Origin of the sequence: Terrabacter sp. Soil810, assembly GCF_001429645.1 — a bacterium.
In the GTDB taxonomy this organism is placed as follows: Bacteria; Actinomycetota; Actinomycetes; order Actinomycetales; family Dermatophilaceae; genus Terrabacter.
This window is the reverse complement of sequence record NZ_LMSW01000012.1, coordinates 390,241-412,777: the sequence shown is the minus strand read 5'-3', so window position 1 is coordinate 412,777 and position 22,537 is coordinate 390,241. Positions and strand designations below refer to the sequence as shown.

The 22,537-nt window shown below is 71.1% G+C and carries 19 protein-coding genes; 4 read left to right on the top strand and 15 right to left on the bottom strand.

All coding sequences use genetic code 11. The features are described from left to right. Positions 1-14 precede the first annotated feature (14 nt). The 6 genes from ASG96_RS16670 to dnaE all read right to left on the bottom strand — a co-directional run bounded on the left by ASG96_RS16670 (position 15) and on the right by dnaE (position 11,937). Positions 15-2,114 carry a S9 family peptidase gene (locus ASG96_RS16670; RefSeq protein ID WP_057588646.1) on the bottom strand — a complete coding sequence of 700 codons (2,100 nt, stop codon included), beginning with the start codon at positions 2,112-2,114 and terminating at the stop codon, positions 15-17. A gap of 62 nt (positions 2,115-2,176) precedes the next feature. Then, positions 2,177-2,593: a nitroreductase/quinone reductase family protein gene (locus ASG96_RS16665; RefSeq protein WP_057588645.1), complete on the bottom strand. Its 417-nt coding sequence runs from the start codon at positions 2,591-2,593 to the stop codon at positions 2,177-2,179. 109 nt (positions 2,594-2,702) lie between these two features. After that, positions 2,703-6,125 (bottom strand): ExeM/NucH family extracellular endonuclease, encoded by a 3,423-nt coding sequence (locus ASG96_RS16660; protein ID WP_057588644.1) that lies wholly within the window; start codon positions 6,123-6,125, stop codon positions 2,703-2,705. A gap of 136 nt (positions 6,126-6,261) precedes the next feature. After that, positions 6,262-7,224 carry a pseudouridine synthase gene (locus ASG96_RS16655; RefSeq protein ID WP_057588643.1) on the bottom strand — a complete coding sequence of 321 codons (963 nt, stop codon included), beginning with the start codon at positions 7,222-7,224 and terminating at the stop codon, positions 6,262-6,264. A 1-nt stretch (position 7,225) separates the two neighbouring features. Then, positions 7,226-8,341: a winged helix DNA-binding domain-containing protein gene (locus ASG96_RS16650; protein ID WP_235509197.1), complete on the bottom strand. Its 1,116-nt coding sequence runs from the start codon at positions 8,339-8,341 to the stop codon at positions 7,226-7,228. Continuing rightward, positions 8,341-11,937 carry a DNA polymerase III subunit alpha gene (gene dnaE / locus ASG96_RS16645; RefSeq protein WP_057588641.1) on the bottom strand — a complete coding sequence of 1,199 codons (3,597 nt, stop codon included), beginning with the start codon at positions 11,935-11,937 and terminating at the stop codon, positions 8,341-8,343. Before dnaE ends, ASG96_RS16650 begins: the two co-directional genes overlap by 1 nt. A gap of 129 nt (positions 11,938-12,066) precedes the next feature. Between dnaE and ASG96_RS16640 the strand changes: the two genes are divergently transcribed. From ASG96_RS16640 to ASG96_RS23355, 3 genes are all read left to right on the top strand, one after another. After that, the gene (locus tag ASG96_RS16640; RefSeq protein WP_056759072.1) at positions 12,067-12,639 is read left to right on the top strand and encodes an RNA polymerase sigma factor; all 573 of its coding nucleotides are present in this window, start codon (positions 12,067-12,069) and stop codon (positions 12,637-12,639) included. Continuing rightward, a complete protein-coding gene (locus ASG96_RS16635; RefSeq protein ID WP_056759074.1) occupies positions 12,632-13,429 on the top strand; it encodes a hypothetical protein in 798 nt (265 codons plus the stop codon). Before ASG96_RS16640 ends, ASG96_RS16635 begins: the two co-directional genes overlap by 8 nt. 77 nt (positions 13,430-13,506) lie before the next feature. Beyond that, positions 13,507-14,253: a hypothetical protein gene (locus tag ASG96_RS23355; RefSeq protein WP_157610943.1), complete on the top strand. Its 747-nt coding sequence runs from the start codon at positions 13,507-13,509 to the stop codon at positions 14,251-14,253. Positions 14,254-14,280: 27 nt separating this feature from the next. Here ASG96_RS23355 and ASG96_RS16625 read toward each other — a convergent pair whose 3' ends face one another. The 3 genes from ASG96_RS16625 to ASG96_RS16615 form a co-directional block, all read right to left on the bottom strand. Further along, the gene (locus ASG96_RS16625) at positions 14,281-15,213 is read right to left on the bottom strand and encodes an RluA family pseudouridine synthase (protein ID WP_056759078.1); all 933 of its coding nucleotides are present in this window, start codon (positions 15,211-15,213) and stop codon (positions 14,281-14,283) included. Continuing rightward, positions 15,206-15,925, bottom strand: a complete 720-nt coding sequence (lspA, locus tag ASG96_RS16620) for a signal peptidase II (RefSeq protein ID WP_235506726.1) — start codon at positions 15,923-15,925, stop codon at positions 15,206-15,208. The genes ASG96_RS16625 and lspA overlap by 8 nt, the downstream gene beginning before the upstream one ends. An 80-nt stretch (positions 15,926-16,005) precedes the next feature. Then, positions 16,006-16,488, bottom strand: a complete 483-nt coding sequence (locus tag ASG96_RS16615) for a TraR/DksA C4-type zinc finger protein (RefSeq protein WP_056759086.1) — start codon at positions 16,486-16,488, stop codon at positions 16,006-16,008. On the opposite strand from ASG96_RS16615, the gene ASG96_RS23350 reads away from it, so the two are divergent. Next, positions 16,472-17,209 (top strand): hypothetical protein, encoded by a 738-nt coding sequence (locus ASG96_RS23350; protein ID WP_057588639.1) that lies wholly within the window; start codon positions 16,472-16,474, stop codon positions 17,207-17,209. The two genes, ASG96_RS16615 and ASG96_RS23350, sit on opposite strands and share 17 nt — an antisense overlap. Before the next feature lie 130 nt (positions 17,210-17,339). On the opposite strand, the gene ASG96_RS16605 is transcribed toward ASG96_RS23350, so the two are convergent. The 6 genes from ASG96_RS16605 to ftsZ all read right to left on the bottom strand — a co-directional run bounded on the left by ASG96_RS16605 (position 17,340) and on the right by ftsZ (position 22,499). Continuing rightward, complete coding sequence (locus tag ASG96_RS16605; RefSeq protein ID WP_057588638.1) at positions 17,340-18,551, bottom strand: DivIVA domain-containing protein; 1,212 nt, start codon at positions 18,549-18,551, stop codon at positions 17,340-17,342. Between the two features lie 133 nt (positions 18,552-18,684). After that, positions 18,685-18,969 (bottom strand): YggT family protein, encoded by a 285-nt coding sequence (locus tag ASG96_RS16600; RefSeq protein ID WP_020144665.1) that lies wholly within the window; start codon positions 18,967-18,969, stop codon positions 18,685-18,687. 99 nt (positions 18,970-19,068) lie between these two features. Then, entirely contained in the window at positions 19,069-19,551 is a 483-nt protein-coding gene (locus tag ASG96_RS16595; RefSeq protein ID WP_026864635.1) for a cell division protein SepF, read from the bottom strand. 40 nt (positions 19,552-19,591) lie between these two features. Beyond that, entirely contained in the window at positions 19,592-20,323 is a 732-nt protein-coding gene (locus ASG96_RS16590) for a YggS family pyridoxal phosphate-dependent enzyme (RefSeq protein WP_200958653.1), read from the bottom strand. Between the two features lie 5 nt (positions 20,324-20,328). Next, entirely contained in the window at positions 20,329-21,075 is a 747-nt protein-coding gene (gene pgeF, locus ASG96_RS16585; protein WP_056759095.1) for a peptidoglycan editing factor PgeF, read from the bottom strand. Positions 21,076-21,218: 143 nt separating this feature from the next. Next, the gene (ftsZ, locus tag ASG96_RS16580) at positions 21,219-22,499 is read right to left on the bottom strand and encodes a cell division protein FtsZ (protein WP_056759097.1); all 1,281 of its coding nucleotides are present in this window, start codon (positions 22,497-22,499) and stop codon (positions 21,219-21,221) included. Positions 22,500-22,537 lie beyond the last annotated feature (38 nt).

Below are 22,537 nucleotides of genomic sequence, written 5' to 3'. Positions count from 1 at the left end.
GGCGGCGGCCGTGCTCACGACGTCTGGTCGATGAGCACGGCCGTCTCCCAAGCCCATTCGCGCCAGAGGTCGTAGCGACCCGACCGACCACCGTGGCCGGCCGCCATCTCGGTGCGGAAGAGGATCTGCGCGGGGTCGTCGACCTCGAGGTCGGCGTGGCGCAGGGCAGCGACCCACTTGGCCGGCTCGGTGACGTAGACGCGTGTGTCGTCGAGCCCTGCCGTCACGAGCAGGCTCGGGTGGCGGGTCGGGCGGACGTTCTCGTAGGGGGCGTACGACTTCATGAGGGCGTATGCCGCCGGGTCCTCGAGCGGGTTGCCCCACTCCTCCCACTCGGCCACGGTGAGCGGCAGACTGGGGTCGAGCACCGTCGTCAGGGCGTCGACGAAGGGCACCTGCGCATGGACGAAGCGGAAGCGGTCGGGTGCGAGGTTGACGACGGCGCCCATGAGCAGGCCACCCGCCGAGCCGCCCTCTGCGGCAAGGCGGTCCGCCGCGACGATCCCGGTGGCGACGAGGTGGTCGGCGCACGCGACGAAGTCGGTGAACGTGTTGGGCTTTGCCTCGAGCTTGCCGTCGTCGTACCACGACCGCCCCATCTCCGACCCTCCGCGCACGTGCGCGATGGCGAAGACCCAGCCCCGGTCGAGCAGCGAGAGCCGAAGCACGGAGAACCACGGGTCGCTCGAGATGCCGTAGGCGCCGTACGCGTTGAGCAGACCGGGCGCCGTGCCGTCGGCCGGGACGTCGCGGCGGTGCACGACGGAGATCGGGATGCGGGTGCCGTCGGGGGCGGTGGCCCACTCGCGCCGCTGGCGGTACTGAGCCAGGTCGACGTCGCCGCGCACGTGCTGCTGCTTGAGCAGGGTGAAGGTGCGGGAGCGCACGTCGTAGTCCTCGACCGTGCGGGGCGTGACGAGTGACTCGTGGACCACCTGCAGCGTCGGGGTCGACGCCTCGGGGTTGACCCCGACGTGCAGGGTTCCGATGGGCTCGCCGACGACGATGTCGTGCGCCTCGCCCAGTCCGTTGGGCGCGGCCGGGTCGCGCAGCACGACGCGCACGCCCGTGCCGCCCTCACGACGCAGGGACACCGCGATGAAGTCGTCGAACCCCTCGGCGCCCGTGACGTACTCGTCGCCGGTCGTCACCTCGAGCGGCACCCAGTCGTCGGCCGACGTGCTCGTGACGGGGGCCGTGGCGAGCTCGAAGTTGACCCGGTTCGCGTTGTGCGTCACGAGCAGCTGGTCGCCGAACGGCTCGATGTCGTACTCGACGCCCTGACGACGCCCGGCCACCAGGCGGGGCGTGCCGAGGGCGTCGTCGGCGTCGAGCAGGCGGAACTCGCTCGTCGTCTTGGACCCGATGGCGATGATGACGAGACGGTCGTCTCGCGAGGTGCCCACGCCGACGAAGAAGCGCTCGTCGGTCTCCTCGTGCACGAGCACGTCGTCCGTTGCGGGCGTGCCGAGCTCGTGGCGCCACACCTGGTGCGGCCGCCACGCGTCGTCGACCCGCGTGTAGAAGAAGTGCCGGGCGTCGAGCGACCACGCGAAGGACCCACCGGTCCGGCGCACGACGTCGTCGAGCACCACGCCGTCCTCGATCCGGCGCACGCACACGTCGTAGCGTTCGTCGCCGACGACGTCGACGGCATACGCCAGCAGGTCGCCGGCCGGCGACACCTCGCTCACCCCGACGGCGAAGAACTCACGGTCGCGCCCCTCCTCGTTCTGGTCGAGGAGCACCTGCTCGCCGACCGGGGGACGGCCGTCGTCGAGCGTGGGCCGCTGCGGGTGGTCGGCGACGAGCACCCGCGCCTCGACGGCATACTGCTCCCCCTCGACCGTCCGCGAGTAGTACCACCAGCGGTCGTGGCGCACGGGGACCGACAGGTCGGTCTCCTCGATGCGGGAGCGGAACTCCTCGAAGACCTGGTCGGCGAGCGGACGCAGGTGCTCGGTGCGCTCGGTGGCGTGGGCGTTCTCGGCTACGAGGAGATCGCGCAGCTCGTTCGAGTCGCGGTCGGCCATCCACGCATACGGGTCGTCGAAGCGGTCGCCGTGGTGCTCGCGGGCGACGGGGTCGCGCCGGGCGGTCGGGGGGTGCTGCATCCGCGCAGTCTAGGTCGCGGCCCACCGCGGACCGTCGGGCGGTGTCTGCACCGAGGGAGCGGTCAGCCGGTGGTCGGCGTCAGCCGCACGACGGCGATACGCCGGCTCACCTTCGACTGGTAGGAGTCGAAGTCGAAGACGGCGTGGTTGAGCTCGGTCCAGAGCTGCTCACGCTCCTGGCCCGTGACCTCCTCGCCGCGCACGGGCACCGAGCGCCCCCCGACCTCGACGGTCGCGGGCGACCCCGCCCGCAGGTTGAGCCACCAGCCCGGCTCCCAGTCGGCACCCCCGTTGGAGGCGACGACCAGCCAGCCGCCGTCGCGCGCGAGGTGGAGGAGCGGCGTCCTGCGCCGCTGCCCGCTCCGGCGACCCGTCGTGGTCAGCATCAGCAGGTCGCCGCCTCGGAAGCGCCGCAGCCCGAGCCGCCGCACGACGACGTTCGCGACCCGGTTGACCCGTACGAACAGTGCTCGCCTCATGGCGTCACCGTATCCGGGTGCGCCGCCCTGACGGGCCGACGGAGACGCGTTCGGCCCGGGATCGGTCGATCCCGGGCCGAACGCGTCGTGGAACGCGGTCAGTGCGACGTCAGTGGACGACGACCTGACCCTTGACGGCCTGCGTGCCGGAGTCGTACGTCACGGAGCCGCCGGCACCTGTCACGACGAGGCGGAACGTGTCGTTCTTCCCCTGGTCAGTCACGGTGACGACCGCGCGGTAGCCCGCCTGGCCGTTCACCGTCACGGGTGCCGAGAACGTCGCCGTGGTGCCCGTCACGACGAGCCAGTCGAACGTCGTGGTGGCGACGGCGAACGTCGTGCCCGCGAGGCTGTACGTGAACGAGCCGGTCGGGACGGTGGCCCCGCTCGGGTACGCCACGGACAGCTGCAGGCTGCCCTTGCCGCGGTGCGACGGGTCGGAGGCCAGCGCCCCGACGGGCGACGCGATGGTGCCGCCCCCCGTGGCGAAGCCTGCCGCGCGGTCGTAGACGACGACGGTCGTCGTGCCGCTGTCGGCGTTGCCCCACTGGTCCGTGACGGTGACGGTCACGGTGTAGATGCCCGCGGCCGTGTAGACGTGGCTGCCACTGACGGTGCCACCGGTCACGGTGCCGGCCGAGGACTGCCCGTCACCCCACGCGACGGTCGCCGTGTGGGTGTCGAGCGGGTCCGCGTCGGTGAACGTCGCACTCACACCCGCCGGGGCGCCGACCGAGACGGCAGCCGACGGACCGGTGACCGTGCCGACGACCGGGTCGGCGTTCGTCAGGTCGAGTCCGACGACGACGGGGTCGTGGTCCGAGATCCGGAACTGGTCGGGAGCGTAGAGGCTCGTGACCTGCGCCGGCGTCTTGAACTCGGTGTTGTAGTCGAGGATCGAGGGCTCGTCGGCGTTGACGTGCCAGTCGCCGACTCCCGTCACCTGGCTGCTCATCGACGCCGAGCCGAGCGCGTGGTCGAGGTAGCCCCACTGCCCGTCGAACGCGTAGGAGTACGCCTCGCGCCCGTTGCGCTGCTCGATGAGGTTGGTGAAGCCAGCCTTCTCGAGCGTCGTGATCGGGTCCTCCTTGGCGTAGGAGTTCATGTCGCCGAGGATGAGGACGTCGGGGTCACCGGTGCCCGTCGGGTCGCCGGCCAGCCACGAGGCGAGCAGGTCTGCCGAGACGACGCGGACCTTCGAGCAGTTGCCCTGGCCGTCGCCGGCGTCGGGTTTGTCGCACGCGCTGCCCTTGCTCTTCAGGTGGTTCGCCACGGCGACGAAGGTGCCACCGCTGGTGTTGTCGCGGAACGCCTGGGCGAGCGACGGACGGTTGCGCGGGCCGGAGTCGCCACCGGTGACGAAGCCGTCGGAGTTGAGCGCGGCGGTCGCCCCCACCGGCGTCACCGCGGCCGGCTTGTAGAGCATGCCGACCTTGATGGCGTCGTTGCCGAGGGCGTCGACCTGCCCGGTGCGGGCGTCGGCGTCGATGAACGCCCACGTGCCGGCACCGTCCTGCTCGTTGAGCTTGCCGACGAGGAACTGCTCGGCGCTGTCCGGGCCGTAGCCGTCGTTCTCCATCTCCATGAAGGCGACGACGTCGGCCTGGGTGCCCGAGACGGCGGCCAGCGTCTTGTGCCACTGGCGGTCGAACTCGGCGGCGGTGTTGGCGCCGCGGCAGTCCATGACCGCCCCGGTGAGGCCACCGCGGCAGTTGTTGCCGGACGTGTCGAGCGTGTTGAAGAAGTTGAGCAGGTTCATCCCGACGACGCGGGTGTCGCCACCGACGGCGGGCGGGCTCGTCGGACGCGGGTTGGTCGGCTGGAAGTCGACCGTCGCGGACGGGTTCACCGGGCGGATGCGGTACGCGTTGGCGCTGGCCGCGTTGCCACCCCACGTGTAGTTGAGCACCCCGGTCAGGTCGGTGACGGTGTCGCCACCGCGGAGCGTGTTGGCAGCGGTGAGCGGCTGGCCGCCGCGACCGAACACGATCGGGTCGACGTTCTGGGCCTGCGTCGTGTCGTCGAGGATGATCTTGCGCAGGTCGTTCGACGCCTGAAGCGCGGCGGCGGGGTCTCCCGGGGCGACGACGTTGGTGGGCTGCTCGAGGCGGCCTCCCTGCGAGAGGGTGACCTGGCCGAAGCGGCCGAGCTGGAAGTGCTCGGTCACCGACATGTCCTGCGGGAGCGTGACGAGCATGCCCTCGTAGCGCTCGAGGGCGGTGCCGCTGGCCACGGGGAAACGCACCTCGGTCGGGGCGACCGTGCCGGCGCCGCAGACCGTGACCGTGCCGGCGCTGACCTGGGTCTGACCCTGGTTCTCGCCCGCGTTGCCCGTCACGGTGACGAGGTCACCGATCTTGACGGAGTTGGCGTTGCTGCCCTCGAACACGAAGATGCCGTCGGACGTCGCAGGGTCGCCGTCACCGGACGGGTCCTGCAGGAAGAAGCCGCGCAGGGCCGGTGAGGGGCCCTCGTAGTCGCCGACGACGACGCCACGGGTCGTGACGCTGCCGGTGACCGCAGCGGTGTCGCCGCTGCCCTGGATGGCCGGGATCGGGGTCGCGGTCACCTCGCACGGGTTGGCGGCCGGGACCGAGAAGCGCACGACGACGTCGCTCGCCGGTGAGTCCGGCGGGTCGATGGCGTCCTGGTCGGTGACGGCGGATGCCGTGACCGTCAGGGTGCAGGCGTCGCCGAGGGTGAAGTCGGCCGACGGGTCGAGCGTGAAGGTCGTCGGACCGCCGGAGACGGCGAGGATCTTGGTGCCCGAGAGGGAGCACGCGACGGTGAAGGCTCCGGCGGCGACGTTCACCGGCTCGGAGAAGGTGACCGTCGGGCTCGCGCCGACGGCGACGTTCGACGAACCGTCGGTCGGGGTCGTGGCGGTGACGCCCGGAGCGACATCGGTCGCCGGACCACCGTCGACGGTGTGGGCGCCGAGACCGTCGAAGGTGTCGATGGCGAACCCGTCCCATTGGACGGAGGGGTCGAACACGTCGGCGCCGTTGGCGTCGCCCGCCGTGACGGACGACTTGCGTCGGAGGGTGTTGTCCATGGTCGAGGTGAGGCCGGTGCCCCACTCGTTGACGGGGCGGAGGCCGACCTGGCCGAAGGCGTCGACGACGACCCCGTCCTTGCGCAGGACGACGGCGTCGTCGCCGTTCCAGTTGGCGCTCCCACTCAGCAGGTCGGCCTGCCCGGTGATTCCCGAACCCGCCGAGGTGTTGGCGAGGACGAAGACGTCGCCCGAGGCAAGGTTGCCGCTCAGAGCGATGGTGTTCGTGGTGGTAGCGGCACCGTTGGCGAAGACCTGGACGTTGTACTTGGCAGCCGCGAGATCGACCGTCGCGCCGGTGCCGTTGTAGATCTCGAGCGCTTTGTTGTTGCTCGAGCCCTCGACGTACTCGCTGATGAACAGCTCCGTCGGGGCCGCCGAGGCCGGTGCGGCCATGACGAACGGGGTGATGCCCGCGGCGAGCGCGGCGGTGGTGACCGCGGCGACCCGGCGCAGGGCAGGACGAGATTGACGCATGGATTTCCTCCCTGGGACCGGCTCTTCCGCGCGGTCTGCGGGTCACCCTAGACCGCGCTCCCCGGTCTCGCGCGGCGAGATGCCCACGGGTTGCTGAACGCCCGATGACATCGCGTCGTCACACCCGGGCACGGCCTCAGAGGATCGGCCAGCGACCTGGCCACCGGCCCAGCCGGCGGCGGGTGACGAAGCGCCGCGGGGTGCCGTCGACGGGGTCCTCGAAGGCCAGGACCGCCGCCAGCAGCTGCAGCGGCACGCTGAAGTCGCCCGCCGGCACGTCCCGCTCGACCGGGTAGAGCGGGTCGTCGACGATGGGGATGCCCAGCCCGTCGAGCTGGCAGCGCAGCTGGTGGGTGCGGCCGGTGCGCGGCGTCAGGAGGTAGAGCCCGAGGTCCTCCCCCGCCCGCCCGGCACCGGTCGACCTGTCGAGGAGCTCGACGAGCGTCTCGGCGTTGGGCTCGGCTCCCGGGACCTCGTGCGCCTGGTGGATGCCGTGCTCCTTGACGAGGTGCGTCCGCCGCACGAGCGGCAGCTCGAGCCCGTCCCGGACCGGCGCGACGGCGAGGTACTGCTTGTGGGCGAGGCCCTCGGCGAAGACGCGTTGGTACGCGCCGCGCCAGCGCTGCTCGGTCGTGAACATCAGGACACCTGCCGTCGGCCGGTCGAGGCGGTGCGCCGGGGTGAGGCGGTGCTCGCCCGTCAGGACGCGGGTGCGGGCGAGGGCGCTCTGTACGACGTGCCGTCCACGGGGCATCGTCGCCATGTCGTGGGGCTTGTCGACGACGACGATCCGCTCGTCGCGGTGCAGCACGACGACCTCCTCGGGGTGTGCGACCTCCAGCGGCAGGTCGCGGTGGGCCCAGACGGCCGACTGTGGCACGAACGGCGCGTCCGCCGGCACGGGCGCTCCGGAGGCGTCGACGAACTCACCTGCGGCCAGCATCCGGTCCACCTCGGCGGCCGTCAGCCCCGGCGAGAGCCGTTCGACGAGATGGTCACGCAGTGATGACCAGGACCCGTCCTGCGGCATCCGGAAGCGCTGGGCGTCGACACCGTGGCGTGGCGGCAGCGGCGACGGCGGGACCGACCCACGCGCCACCTCAGGCGGTCCCGTCGGCCGGCCCGACGCGTACGACCTCGGTGTCGGTGCCGAGGAACGTGCCGTAGGCGTTCGCGGCCCGCTCCACCTCGCGCCACCGGCTCGCGGACAGCGGGACGAACGGCTGCACCTCGAGGAGGACGTGCGACCGCTTCTGGACCCGACGCCACGTGCCCGCGACCTCGCCGTCGACGACGAGTGTCGGCTTGAAGACCATGTTGCGGCCGGGCACGACCTTGACGAAGTGCTCGGGTGGGAGGGTCACGTCACGCGACTTGTAGCCGAGCAGGAACTCGTCCCACTGGGGCAGCAGGTGCACGCCGCCCGGACCGTCCGGGGCGGGCCGGGCCTCGGCGTGCGTCAGCCAGGTCTGGTCGTCGACGTCCTCGCGCACGAGCCGGTCGCCGACGAGGGCGAGCGCCTCCCTCGTGAGCCCGAGCGGCTTGAGGAGCCAGCCGGCGAGGTCCTTCTCCGTCACCGGTCCGTGGCTGCGGACGTAGCGCTCCGCAACCGTCGCGAGGCCCTCCTCGCGGGAAAGCCTGCGGGAGTGAGGAACCCACGAGTCGATGAGGACGAAGCTCGGCTGCTTGCCGATGACCGGGCCCTGGCAGATGAGGCCGCTCATGCAGTGGTGGCCGATGAGGTGGTAGTTGCGCTGGTCGGTCGGGTCGATGCCGTGCTCGACGAGCAGAGCCGCGACCTCGGGTCGGCTCATCGGCTCGCGCAGGTGCTCCTCGAAGAGCCGGCCGGACAGCTCGACGTCGGCCTCGGTGAGGCCCAGCTGGGCGAACCGCGTGGCGAGGGTCGTGCTGCGGGGGGCCGCAAGCAGCTCGCACATCCAGCGGGCGTCCTCGGCCGGCACCCAGTGGATCGTCCCGCGCATCGGCCACGTGCGCACGACCTCGCGGCCCCGCACGGCCTGCTCGACCTGCTCGAGCGTGAGGCCCGAGCGCACCCCGAGGGACCACACCCCGCTCCCGTAGTCCTGGGCCTGCAACGCGCCGAGCTCACGGGCGACCCCGAGCGCCGACACGGGTCCGTCGCTGCTGAGCGCGGGCGTCAGGCCGAGCGCGGCCATCCGCGCCCGACTCAGCCGCCGGCGGTCGGCTTCGCGCATCAGCTGAGGCAGGCCGGACCCAGCAGGGCCTTGAGGTCTCCGAAGAGCGCGGAGGTGGCGTTGACCCGGAGCGAGTCGTCGAGGGACATCAGGACCGAACGCCCCGGCTGGGTCAGCTTGACCTGCACCTCGGTCGCCCCCGGGTGCTCCCCCAGCACGCGCTTGAGGCTCTCGGCCACGGCCGGCGTCGCCCGACCGAGCGGGAGCGTCAGCACGACCGGGCCGCGCGGGCCCTCCTTGATGTCGGGGATCGTCAGCTCCTGGGCGAAGATCGAGATCGAGTCGTCGCGGGCACTGATGCGGCCCTTGACGGCACAGACGGTGTCCTGGGCCAGCATCGTCGAGTAGGTCATGTAGGCCGAGGGGAAGAAGAGGCACTCGATGGCGCCGTCGAGGTCCTCGACGGTCGCGATGGCCCAGAGGTCACCCTTCTTCGTGCGCTTGAGCTGCAGGCTCGTGATGAGGCCGGCCACCGTGACCGGGGTGCCGTCGGCCTTGGGGTCGTCGCCCATGAGCGAGGCGATCGAGGTGTCGGCGTGCGTGGCGAGGATGTGCTCGATGCCGAAGAGCGGGTGGTCGCTGACGTAGAGGCCGAGCATCTCGCGCTCGAAGGAGAGCAGGCTGGCCTTGTCCCACTCGAGCGTCGGCACCGGCGGCAGCCCGTCGAACGCGCCCGGCCCGTCAGCGCTGCCAGCGTCGCCGGTGTCGTCACCGAAGCTGCCGAAGAGGCTGTCCTGGCCGATGGCCTCCTGCTTCTTCACCTCGACGAGGGCGTCGATGTAGCGCTCGTGCACCTCGACCATGCCGCGGCGGCTCTCGCCGAGCGAGTCGAAGGCGCCACCCTTGATGAGCGACTCGATGGTGCGCTTGTTGCACACGACGGCCGGCACCTTCGAGAGGAAGTCCTTGAACGAGGCGAAGGCGCCCTTCTCCTCGCGGGCCTTGATGACGGCCTGCACGACGGGCAGCCCGACGTTGCGGATCGCCGCGAGGCCGAAGCGGATGTCGGTGCCGACGGCGGCGAAGTTGGCGATCGACTCGTTGACGTCGGGCGGCAGCACCTTGATGCCCATGTGCCGGCACTCGTTGAGGTAGAGCGCCGACTTGTCCTTGTCGTCGCGCACGCTCGTCAGTAGCGCCGCCATGTACTCGGCGGGGTAGTTGGCCTTGAGGTAGCCCGTCCAGTACGACACGAGGCCGTATGCCGCCGTGTGCGCCTTGTTGAACGCGTAGTCCGAGAAGGGGACGAGGACGCCCCACAGCGCCGCGATGGAGGCCTCGTTGAAGCCCTGGGACTTCATGCCCTCGGAGAAGGGGACGTACTCGGCGTCGAGGACCTCCTTCTTCTTCTTGCCCATGGCGCGGCGGAGCAGGTCGGCGTTGCCGAGTGTGTAGCCGGCGAGCTTCTGAGCGATCTCCATGACCTGCTCCTGGTAGATGACCAGGCCGTAGGTCATCCCGAGGATCGGGTCGAGGGCGTCGATCATCTCCTGCTGGAGCTTGCCCTTGAGCTGGGGGTCGAGCGGGACGACCTCCTGCTTGCCGTTCTTGCGCAGCGCGAAGTTCGTGTGGGCGTTGACGCCCATCGGGCCCGGTCGGTAGAGCGCGAGGGCGGCCGAGATGTCCTCGAAGTTGTCGGGCTGCATGAGGCGCAGCAGCGAGCGCATGCCGCCGCCGTCGAGCTGGAAGACACCGAGGGTGTCGCCGCGACCGAGCAGGTCGTAGGTGGCCCGGTCGTCGAGGGTCTTGGACAGCTCGTCGAGGTCGATGTCCTCGTCGCGGTTGAGCTTGATGTTCTCGATGGCGTCGTCGAGGATCGTCAGGTTGCGCAGGCCGAGGAAGTCCATCTTGACCAGGCCCAGCGACTCGCAGCTGGGGTAGTCGAACTGCGTGATGATCTGGCCGTCCTGCAGGCGGCGCATGATCGGGATGACGTCGACGAGCGGTTCGCTGGACATGATGACGCCGGCCGCGTGCACGCCCCACTGGCGCTTCAGGCCCTCGAGGCCGAGCGCCGTGGCGACGACCTCCTGCGCCTGCGGGTCCTCGTCGTGGACGACGCGGAAGTCGCCCGCCTCGTTGTAGCGCTTGGAGTCGGGCTTGAAGACGTCGGCGAGCGGCATGCCCTTCCCCATGACGTCGGGCGGCATCGCCTTGGTGAGCTTCTCGCCCATCGCGAAGGGGTGGCCGAGGACGCGGCTCGCGTCCTTGAGGGCCTGCTTGGCCTTGATCGTGCCGTAGGTGACGATCTGGGCGACGCGCTCCTCGCCGTACTTCTCGGTGACGTAGCGGATCACCTCACCGCGCCGGCGCTCGTCGAAGTCGACGTCGAAGTCGGGCATCGACATTCGCTCGGGGTTCAGGAACCGCTCGAAGATGAGGCCGTGCGGGATGGGGTCGAGGTCGGTGATGCCCATGGCGTAGGCGCACATCGAGCCGGCACCCGAGCCTCGGCCGGGGCCGACGCGGATGCCGTTGCGCTTGGCCCAGTTGATGAAGTCGGCGACGACGAGGAAGTAGCCCGGGTAGCCCTTGGAGACGATGACGTCCTCCTCGAAGGCCGCCTGCTTGCGGGCGTAGTCGGGCACCCCTTCGGGGAAGCGACGCGAGAGGCCGGTCTCGACCTCCTTGATGAACCACGACGTCTCGTCCTCGCCCTCGGGCACCGGGAAGCGCGGCATGAAGCGCCCCTCGCCCTCGGTGAAGGACACCTCGCAGCGCTCGGCGATGAGCAGGGTGTTGTCGCACGCCTCGGGCAGCTCGCGCCACAGGTGGCGCATCTCCTGGGCGGACTTGAGGTAGAAGTCGTCGGCGTCGAACTTGAACCGGTTGGGGTCCATCAGGGTCGAGCCGGACTGGACACAGAGCAGCGCCGCGTGGGCCTTGGCGTCCTCGGCGCGGGTGTAGTGCAGGTCGTTGGTGGCCACGAGCGGGAGCTTGAGGTCGCGCGCGAGCCGGATGAGGTCCTTCTGCGTGCGGCGCTCGATGTCGAGGCCATGGTCCATGAGCTCGACGTAGACGTTGTCGTTGCCGAAGATGTCGCGCAGCTCGCCGGCGACCTCGCGCGCCTCGTCGTACATCCCGAAGCGCAGCTTGGTCTGGATCTCGCTCGACGGGCAGCCCGTCGTGACGATGAGGCCCTTGCCGTAGGTCGAGAGCAGGTCGCGGTCGATGCGCGGCCACTTGGTGTACACCTGGTCGAGGCTCGCGATGGAGCTCATCCGGAACAGGTTGTGCATGCCCTGGTTGTTCTCGGCGAGCATCGTCATGTGGGTGTAGGCGCCGCTGCCCGAGATGTCGTCGCGGCCGCCGTCGCCCCAGCTGACCTTGGTGCGGTCGGTGCGGTGCGTGCCCGGCGTGATGTAGGCCTCGACGCCGATGATCGGCTTGACGCCCGTGCCCTGCGCCTTCTTCCAGAACTCGTAGGCGCCGAACACGTAGCCGTGGTCGGTCGTCGCGAGGGCCGGCATGCCCATCCGCGCCGCCTCGCTGAAGAGGTCGCCGATGCGCGCCGCCCCGTCGAGCATGGAGTACTCCGTGTGCACGTGGAGGTGCACGAAGTTCGGGTCGTTTCTCGGGGCGGCTTCGGTCGACATCGTGGACGAGTCTAAGCCTCCGCGAGGACACTCCTCGGCGTGTCGGTGCGGGTGTCGCGGGGTCCGCGCGAACCGATCCGGCGCGAGCGGTGTTGAGGGGGCGTCGGGACGGCACGATGGTGCCGAGGCATGGTCGTCGGTGGGACGGAGGCAGCGATCGACACGTCCGAGGAGGCGGCAGCACTGGCGCGCGTACGCGCGGGGGACGCGTCGGCGTACGCGGTGCTCGTCACGCTCCACGCCCCGATCGCCAAACGGCTCGCGGTGCTCTCCGGCGCCGGGAGCGAGGCCGACGACGTCGTGCAGGAGGCGTTCGTGAAGGCATACCAGGCACTGCCGCGCTTCCACGAGGGCGCGGGTTTCCGTCCGTGGCTGCTGCGGATCGTCGTCAACGAGACACGCAACCTGCAGCGCGGGCGGTCACGGCGCGCCCTGCGCGAGCTCCGGGTGGCCGCGGAGAGGGCCGTGACGCACGCCGTCCCGGACCCGGCGGACGCCGCGGTCTCGCGCGACCGGCTCGACGGGCTCATCGACGCGGTCGAGGGGCTGCCCGACGACCTGCGCGACGTAGTGACCTGCCGCTACCTGCTCGAGCTGTCGGAGGCCGAGACCGCCGGGACGCTCGACATCCCGGCGGGCACGGTCAAGTCCCGGCTCCATCGCGCCCTCGGCTCGCTCCGGGAGGTGATGGCCGATGCCTGACCACCTCGACCTCGAGGACGAGCTCGTCGCCCTCGGCCGCACGCTTGTGACCGAGCCGCCCGGAGCGGATCTCGCGACGCTCGTGCTCGCCCGCCTGGACGCCGAGCCGCCACCCGTGCCGCAGCGTGAGGCCGTGGCGCCGGTCCCCGCCGCCCCACGCCCGACGCGCGTCATGACCCACCGACTCGGGTGGGCAGCGGCCGCCGTCGTCGTGCTCGTGCTCGCTCTCGTCCCGCCGGTCCGTGCCGCGGTCGTCGAGCTGCTCCGCATCGGCGGCATCGTGGTGCGGGAGGTGCCCACACCGGCCCCGACTCCCTCGACGACGTCTCGGGCGACCGGCACGAGCACCAGTGGTGCTCCGGCGACGCCCGTGACGCTGGGGCAGGCAGAGCACCTCGTCGGCGCGGACATCGGGGCGCCCACGGCGCTCGGCCCGCCGACGTCCGTCACCGTCACGCACGACGGGCGCGTCGCCGAGCTGGTGTGGGGGCCGGGCGCCGGCACGACGCGTCTCGACGTGTTCGTCGGCTCGTTGTCGTGGGGCTACCTCAAGACGGTGTGGGAGGCGGTCACGCCGACCACGGTGGCCGACCACGAGGCGGTGTGGCTCGGGTCGCCGCACCTCGTCGAGTGGGTGGACCGGGTCGGCGGCACGCACTCCGAGCCGCCGCGCCTCGCCGGGCCGACCCTCGTCTGGGTCGTCCCGTCCCCGGCCGGCGACGTGACCTACCGCCTCGAGGGTGTGGACACCCTCACCGAGGCGCTGCGCGTGGCCCGGTCCGCCGGCTGACCGCGAACCTCCACTTCCGCAGCGGTGTTGAGGTGTCGTCGGCCCGTGCGCCGGCCCACTCGCCCACGGAGGAGAACATGCGCAGACTCGCCCCCCTCGCCGCCGCCGCAGCCGTCGCCGCGGCCCTGCTCGTCGCCGTCGCCCCGCAGGCCTCCGCCGGAGGCCCGACCTCGGTCCTCGCCGTCAACTACAGCGGGTCTCGCGCCGCGGCCGCCCTGACCGGAGGCACGGCCTACGCGAACCTCGAGAAGGCCCTCGACGCGTACAACACCCCCACCGGTGACGCGATGCCCGCGGCCTCGTTCATGGACTCGCAGGTCCGGCTGACGTGGCTGATCCACGACGTCACGCCGTGGCGCGTCGACGCCGTCCTCGTCGACGGCGACGACGTCTGGGTCGAGACGTCGATGAACCTCGCCGACGGCAAGGACCTCTTCCAGGCGCCCGCCGTGCTGCACCGACCCAAGGACGCCGCGCTGCTCCTCGCGACGCTGACCTCCCTCGGCGTCTACGGCGACGCGAAGCCGGCGAGGACGTCGACGACCCCGCCGGTCGCACGACCTGCGGCAGCTGCCCCGGTCGCGGCGCCGGTGACGCGCGGCACCGGTGACGCCGTGCCCCCGGGTGGAGTGCCGTGGTGGGCGAGGACCGTCGCCGCGGTGGTCGCCCTCGGGCTGGGGATCGCCCTCGGACGGCGGCCACGAGCAGACTCCGGCGCCGGAACCGCCACTGACACGCGGCCGCTCGGCCCGGAACGCACCGCCCCGGTCGGGTTCAGCACCGACCCCACGCCGCCAGGCGGCATACGGAATGGCTCGCCGTGACCTTCACCCTCGCGTCGAGGGTGAAGGTCACAAGGTCGCGATGATGTCGAGTGCGCGCTGGAGGTCCTCCGGATAGGGGCTCTCGAAGCGGACGTACTCCCCCGTGCCCGGGTGCTCGAAGCCGAGTCCCACGGCGTGCAGCCACTGACGATCCAGCTTGAGGCGTGCCGCGAGCTTCGGGTCCGCCCCGTAGGTCGGGTCGCCGCAGCACGGGTGGTGCAACGCCGCGAAGTGGACGCGGATCTGGTGGGTGCGCCCGGTCTCGAGATGGATGTCGAGCAGGCTCGCGTAGCGGAACGCCTCGAGGACCTCGTAGTGCGTCACCGACGGCTTGCCGCTCTTCATCACCGCGAACTTGTAGTCGTGGCCCGGGTGGCGACCGATCGGGGCGTCGACGGTGCCGACGACCGGGTCGGGTAGGCCCTGGACGAGGGCGTGGTACGTCTTGTCGACCGTGCGGCTGCGGAACGCCTGCTTGAGACGCGAGTAGGCGTTCTCGCTCTTCGCGACCACCATGAGACCGGACGTGCCGACGTCGAGCCGGCTGACGATCCCCTGGCGCTCCGGGGCGCCGGAGGTCGAGATGCGGTAGCCCGCCGCGGCGAGCCCGGACACGACGTCGGGCCCGCTCCAGCCGACGCTGGGGTGCGCGGCGACGCCCACCGGCTTGTCGACGACCACGATGTCGTCGTCGTCGTGGATGATCGACATGCCCGGCACGGGCTGTGCGACGACCCTCAGGCTCGGGCCCTCCTCGGCACGCGGCAGCGACACCTCGAGCATCGAGCCGGCCGAGAGCCGCTCGGACTTCGCGACGGCCTTGCCGTCGAGCACGACGGCGCCGTCTGCCGCGAGGTCGGCGGCCTTGGTGCGGGACACCCCGAAGAGCCGCGCGACGCCCGCGTCGACGCGTTCGCCCTCGAGGCCGTCCGGCACGAGCACGGTGCGCACGTCAGGCATGGTCGTCCCCCTGACGCCGCACGGCGTGTTTCTCGCGCGTCTCGGTCGGGTCGGGCGTCTCGGTCGACACGGCCGACCCGCCGGGCTGCTGCGTCATGTCGGTCTCGCCGTTCGCTGGGCTATCGGACGTGGTCTCTCCGTCGCCGGCGCTGGGCTCGGACGCGACGGTGCGGGTGGCGGGACGGCCGTGGTCACGGCGACCGTCGACGCCGATCCCGAGCAGCGCCAGGATGACGACGAGCGCCGCGGCCGAGACGATCCAGATGTCGGCGACGTTGCCGATGAACCAGCGGTTGTAGTCGATGAAGTCCACGACGTGCCCCTGGCCGCCGCCGGGCGGGCGGACGAACCGGTCCGTGAGGTTGCCGATCGCGGCGCCGAGCAGCAGCCCGAGCGCGATCGCCCAGGCCCATGACCCGAGCTGGCGGGCGACGACGATGATCGCGATCAGCACGGCGAGGGCGATGCCCGTCATGACCCACGTGTTGCCCGCGCCGAGCGACAGGGCCGCACCGGGGTTGCCGATGAGCTTGAAACGGATGAACTCTCCGACGAAGGGACGCGACTCCCCGTCGGCGAGCACGTCGAGCGCGACCACCTTCGTCAGCTGGTCACTGACGTAGGCGAGGACGGCGACGGCCCCGAGGACGACGAACATCCGGGTGCGCCGGTCAGTTGTCGGTCGGGTCTCGTCGGCAGGCGTCGAACTCACGGTCTCGGTCGATGTGGTCGATGTAGTGGTGGACACGCCGTCGACCCCCGCGCGGGGGGTCGACGTGGCGTGCGTGGGCGTCAGTGGCGGTCTTGCTTCTCCTGGCATGTCATGCACAGGGTCGCACGAGGACGGGCCTGAAGTCGAAGCTTGCCGATCGGGTTGCCGCAGTTCTCGCAGATGCCGTACGTGCCGGCCTCGAGCTGCTCGAGCGCGTGCTCCGCCTGACGCAGGCTCGCGCGGGCGTTGGCCGCGACGGAGATCTCGTGCTCGCGCTCTGCCGTCTTGGCCCCGGCGTCCGCCTGGTCGTCGCCGGACCCGTCGCCCGAAGCGCGGAGCAGGTCGTCGAGCTCGTCCTCGGCGAGCTTGAGCTCGACGCGGTGCTGGTCGATCTCCTCGAGCAGGACGCCGCGCACCTCGCCGATCTCGTCCTCGCTCCACGGGCTCTCGTCGTCCTTGACCCGGAGGCGCTCGGCGATCTTGCGCGCGTTGGTCCGGGTCGTGGTGCTGCTCGCGGCCTTCTTGGTCGCCGCGCGGGGTCCTGCCGTGGAGCTCGTCGTCACTGGTGCCTTCTTGGTTCGGGTAGCCGGTGCCTTGGCGGCGGGCTTCGCGCTCGCGGCACCTGCTCGGGTGGACGTCGTGGGGGTCGGCTTCTTCGCCGCCGTCGACCGGGTCGTGCCGCGAGCCGCCGGAGCGGCCTTCTTCGCGGGGGTCGCCTTGGTCGCCGTCTTCGTGGCCGTCGCGGCCTTGGCTGCGGTCGCGGTCTTCTTGACGGGGGTCGCCTTGGTCGCCGTCCTCGTGGCCGGCGCGGCCTTGGTCGCGGCCTTCTTCGCGGGAGCCGTCTTCGTCACTGCCCTCTTGGCGGGCGCGGCCTTGCTCGTGGCCTTGCTCGTGGCTTTGGTCGCGGACTTGGTGGCGGCCTTCTTGACGGGGGTCGCCTTCGTCGCCGTCCTCGCGGGCGGCGCGGCCTTGGTCGTGGCCTTCTTCGCGGCGGCGGCCTTCGTCACCGTCTTCTTGACCGGGGCGGCCTTGGTCGCGGACCTGGTCGCCGTCCTCGTGGCCGGCGCAGCCTTCGTCGCCGTCGTCTTGACCGCGGCCTTCGTCGCGGCCTTCCTCACCGGCGCGGCCTTCGTGACAGTCTTCCTCGCAGGCGCCGCCTTCGTGGCTGCGCCCGTCGTCCTGCTCGCGGTGGACCGCTTGGCCGCGGCTGTCGCCGCCGCCGTCTTCTTCGCCGCCATCAGACCCTCCGTCGGTCACGCCGTCGACGCTGACAAGTGGGGCTGACAATAAGCCCCGCACGGGTCGCGCACAAACGCGAAACGCTTATGCGGGCGAAGTGTTCGCCCCTCGGATACACCACAGGCCGTCCGGGATGTTCCCGGACGGCCTGCCGTGCGTCTGTTCGAGGTGGGACTCAGCCCTGGTTGCCGTCGCCGGCGCCGGCGTGGGCCGGCTCCTGGACGCTCGAGTCGAGGTCGTGGAGCTGACCCTCGATGTAGGACTTGAGGTTGGTGCGGTAGTTCTTCTCGAAGCCGCGCAGCTCGGCGATCTTGCGGTCGAGCAGGCCCTTCTGCTTGTCGAGCTCCTCGAGGAGAGCAGCCTTCTTCTGCTGGGCCTCCGCGACCATCCCGGTGGCACGCTCGCGCGCCTCGGTGAGCATCTCGTCGCGCTTGGACGTGGCCTCGGCGATCATCTGGTCGCGCTGCGAGGTGGCCTCGGCGATCATCTGGTCACGCTGGGCCGTGGCTGCGGCTGAGATCTGCTCGGCCTGCTGGGTGGCCTGGTCGTGGCGGCTCTGCCCGGTGTTGATGAGGTCGTCGTGGCGGGCCTGGGCCGCAGCGAGCAGCTCGCGGTGGCGGTTCTCGGCCTCCGAGATGAGCTCGTTGCGGCGGGTCTCGCCGGCGGCCACGTGCTCGTCGTGCAGGCGCTGCGCGAGTGCGATGACGCCTGCGGCGTCGACGTTGCCGGCGGCGGCCGGAGCGGCTGCTGCAGCCGCGGCGGGCGGCGGGGCCTTGGCGGCCTCCTCGCGCAGGCGTGCCGCGTTGGCCGCCGCGGCCTCGGCATCGGACTGCGCCTTGGCGGCACGCTCATCGGCGGCGCGGGCGTTCTCCTGCGCCTTGGCGAGCTTGCCCTCGGCGTCGGCGACCTGCGAGTTGAGGCCGTTGAGCTTGGCCTGGGCGTCGTTGAGGGCCTGGGAGTCGACGGCCGACTTGGCGGCCGCCTCGGCTCGCTCGGCCTCGGCCTTGGCGCGGTCGATGCGCTCCTTGGCGGCCCGTTCGGCGTTGTCGGCGTCGGCCTTGGCCTTGGCCGCACGGTCGGTGGCGGCCTTGAAGGCGCGCTCCGCGTCCTGGATCTTCGCGGTGAGGCCGCCGAGCTTGGCGTCGTCACCGGGGCGTCCGACGGCCGGCATGGCCGCCGTCGCGCCGTCGGCGCGGACGGCCGACTGGTTCTTGCTCGCGCGGCAGTCGTTGAGCTGCTTCAGATAGTCGTCACGCTGCTCGATGAGCGAACGCATCTCCGCCACGATCTCGTCCAGGAAGTCGTCAACGTCCCGCTCCTCGTAGCCACGACGGAACTGCGTGGTCTGGAAGTGCTTGTTGAGCACCTGTTCAGGCGTAAGCGCCATGTGTCACCTCGATACAGACGTAATGGTTCGGGTCAACGGTATCTAACGTTCCGGTCACGAACCAAAGCCATGCTCACCGATCGGCGTGTGGAGACCCCTGACCCGCGCTGCGGGACGGGTGAAGGCCGGTCGGTCAGAAGAAGCTCGGCACGTTGAGAGCGAGAGAGGTCAGCAACATCAGGACGAGGAAGCTGAGGTCGAGTCGGACGCCACCGAGGCTCGGTGACGGGATGACCTTGCGCAGGGCGCGCAGGGGCGGGTCGGTCACGGTGTAGACGGCCTCGGCCAGGACCAGGACGACCCCGGTGGGTCGCCAGGACCGGGCCAGCACCTGCACCCAGTCGATGACGAAGCGGCCGATGAGGGCGATGAAGAAGGTGAAGACCACCACCCCGTAGATCGTCCAGAACGCGTCCATGTCGGTCAGTGTCCCTGATGTCGGGGCAGGAGTGTGAACCGGGGCCCAGGTCGTTGCGCCTGCGACCCCGGTTTGCGCTCATGGCCGAGGGTCGGTGGCTCAGCTCTGGTTGAAGAATCCGCGCGTGGCGGCCGCCGGGGCCTCGGGCTCGTCGGCGGAGATCTCGACATGGGCGGGCGAGAGCAGGAACACCTTGGAGGTGACCCGCTCGATGGTGCCGTGCAGACCGAAGACGAGCCCGGCGGCGAAGTCGACGAGGCGCTTGGCGTCGGCGTCGTCCATGTCGCTGAGGTTCATGATGACGGGGACCTGGTCGCGGAACCACTCGCCGATGTTCTTGGCCTCGTTGTAGGTGCGCGGGTGGATCGTCGTGATCCGGTTGAGCGACCCGACCTCGACGTCGCGCACGACGGCGGCCACCGGTCGCTTCGTGGGCAGCTGCGTCACGGCAGCGGTGTGCTCGGTCTCGTCGTCGTAGCGGTCGGACTCGTCGTAGGCGTCGTAGTCGTCGTAACGGTCGTGACGCTGGTCCTCCTCGCTCAGTCCGAGGTACACCATCGTCTTGCGCAGTGCCCCTGCCATGGCCAACTCCCAAAACGTCGGATTGTGATCGTTGACGACGTTACAGAAGTGACGGGCGTGAACCGAGGATTGCCGTGCCGACACGCAGGTGTGTCGCACCGTGCCGCAGGCCGGCCTCGAGGTCACCGCTCATGCCCGCGGAGACCCAGTCGGCCCGCGGGTGCCGAGCACGTATGCCGTCCGCGACGTCCCGAAGACGCGCGAACGACACATCCGGGTCGGCACCCAGGGGGGCCACGGCCATGACGCCGCGCAGGTCCAGGAGCTGTTGTGCCGCAACGGCATCCGCGAGGGCGTCGACGTCGCCGGGCAGGACCCCGCCACGCGACGTGTCGCCGTCGAGGCTCACCTGGAGGAGCACCTGGACGGTCCGGTCGGAGGTGTGCGCGCCCTTCGCGAGAGCTCCCACGAGCTTCGTGCGGTCGACCGACTGGATGACGTCGGCGTAGCCCGCGACGTGCGCCGCCTTGTTGCTCTGGAGCCGGCCGATGAAGTGGAGGGTCAGCGCCGGGGCGCCGCCCTCCGAGAGGACGTGTCGGACCTCACGGAACTTCTCTGCGGCCTCCTGGTCGCGGTTCTCGCCGAAGTGTCCGACGCCGAGGTCGTGAAGCAGCAGGACGTCGGACGCCGGGAAGAACTTCGTGACGACGACGAGGGTGATGTCGTCGGGATCGCGGCCGGCTTCGGCGCATCCGCGCTCGATGCGCTCGCGCACGGTCGCGAGACCTTCGCCCAGCTGTTCACGGCGGGCCCGGTCGTCGCCCGACGGCATACGGCTCATGCGACTGCCGGCCGCAGCGCGACGACACCCGCAAAGCGGCCGGTGCGGCCGTCCCGACGGTAGGAGTAGAGGTCACCGCTCTCCCGGGTGCACCCCGGAACCCATTGCACGGCAACGTCGGCCGCTGCGAGCTGCTCGACGACCCCGGCTGCCACGTCGATGGCGGCGGTACCGGTCCACGACCGCGCCGCAGCTGCCGGGGAGACCGCGGCAGCGCTGTGTGCCATCTCCGCCGGGACCTCGTAGCACCGGCCGCAGACGGACGGCCCGACGGTGGCCGAGACCGCCGAGGCGCCAAGGTCTCGCATCGCTGCGACGGCCCGTCCGACGATGCCGGCGAGCATCCCCGGTCGACCCGCGTGGACCGCCCCGACGACCCCTGCGGCAGCGTCGTGCAGCAGCACGGGAACGCAGTCGGCGACGAGCACCGCGAGCGCGAGATCCGTTGCGCGGGTGACGATCCCGTCGACGGCCGGCGGCTCGGCGCCCCAGGGTCCGTCGACCTGCGCGACGTCGGAGCCGTGCACCTGGTTCATGAGCACGAGACGCTCGCGAGGGAGGTTGATCTCGTGCGCGAGCGCCGTGCGGTTGCCCTCGACGTCGGCGGCGTCGTCGCCGACGTGACCGCCGAGGTTGAGGCCGGCATACGGCCCGCTCCCCCGGCCCGCCGACCGGCCCGTGAAGCCGAGGTCGACGGCGCACGAGTCGCCGTCGCTCGCGATGGTGGTGCGCCAGTAGAACACGATGACAAACCTATCCCGCCGGTCCCGGGGAGTCGGGGGGCACCCGTTCCGGCAAGAGCGGGTCAGCACGCCGACGGGCGGGAGACGCTGAACGCATCTCCCGCCCGTCGGTACGGATCTCGGCTCGGAGCCGGCCCTCGGTCCTACTTGAGGAAGTCGGGCACGTCGAGGTCGTCGCCCTCGTCGAACGTCACCTGCCGAGGCGGCTGCTGCACCGGCTGGGCCGCGGGGGCCGGGACGTGGTGCTGGGGCTGCTGCGGCGCCGGCGCGGCCGGCTGCTGGGTGGGCAGCTGCTGGGCCGGCTGTGACTGGTGCACCGGTGCGGCCGGCGCCTGCTGGGGGATCGACTGCTGCGGCGCCGCCTGCGGCACACCGTTGGAGTGCTGCGGCGCCGGCGTGGCCGGACGCTGCTGGGCCGCCTGCGAGCGACCCATGACCTGCCCGAGGGCGCGGTCGTCGTGCCGCTGGCTGGGGCCGCCGCTGTCGAAGCCTGCAGCGATGACCGTGACCCGGACCTCGTCGCCGAGGGCGTCGTCGATGACCGCACCGAAGATGATGTTGGCCTCCGGGTGCGCAGCCTCCTGGACGAGGCGGGCGGCCTCGTTGATCTCGAAGAGTCCGAGGTCGGAGCCGCCCTGGACCGAGAGCAGCACGCCGTGGGCACCGTCGATGGACGCCTCGAGCAGCGGGCTGCTGATGGCGAGCTCGGCGGCCTGGACCGCCCGGTCCTCGCCGCGCGCGGAGCCGATGCCCATGAGTGCCGAGCCGGCACCCTGCATGACCGACTTGACGTCGGCGAAGTCGAGGTTGATGAGTCCGGGCGTCGTGATGAGGTCGGTGATGCCCTGGACACCGGAGAGCAGGACCTGGTCGGCCGAGCGGAAGGCGTCCATCATCGAGACGTTGCGGTCGCTGATCGACAGCAGCCGGTCGTTGGGGATGACGATCAGGGTGTCGACCTCCTCGCGGAGGCTGCCGATGCCGGACTCGGCCTGGTTGGCGCGACGGCGACCCTCGAAGGTGAACGGGCGCGTGACGACACCTATCGTCAGGGCACCGAGCTCGCGGGCGATACGGGCCACGACGGGAGCGCCGCCGGTGCCCGTGCCGCCGCCCTCACCGGCGGTGACGAAGACCATGTCGGCCCCCTTGAGGACCTCCTCGATCTCCTCGGCGTGGTCCTCGGCGGCCTTCTTGCCGACCTCGGGGTCGGCGCCGGCACCGAGGCCGCGCGTCAGCTCGCGGCCGACGTCGAGCTTGACGTCGGCGTCGCTCATGAGCAGCGCCTGGGCATCGGTGTTGATGGCGATGAACTCGACACCCTTGAGGCCGACCTCGATCATGCGATTGATGGCATTGACGCCGCCGCCGCCGATGCCGACGACCTTGATGACGGCCAAGTAGTTCTGCGGTGCTGCTGCCACGAGAGTGGGCCTTCCTGACTGATGGTGCCGGTGCTGCT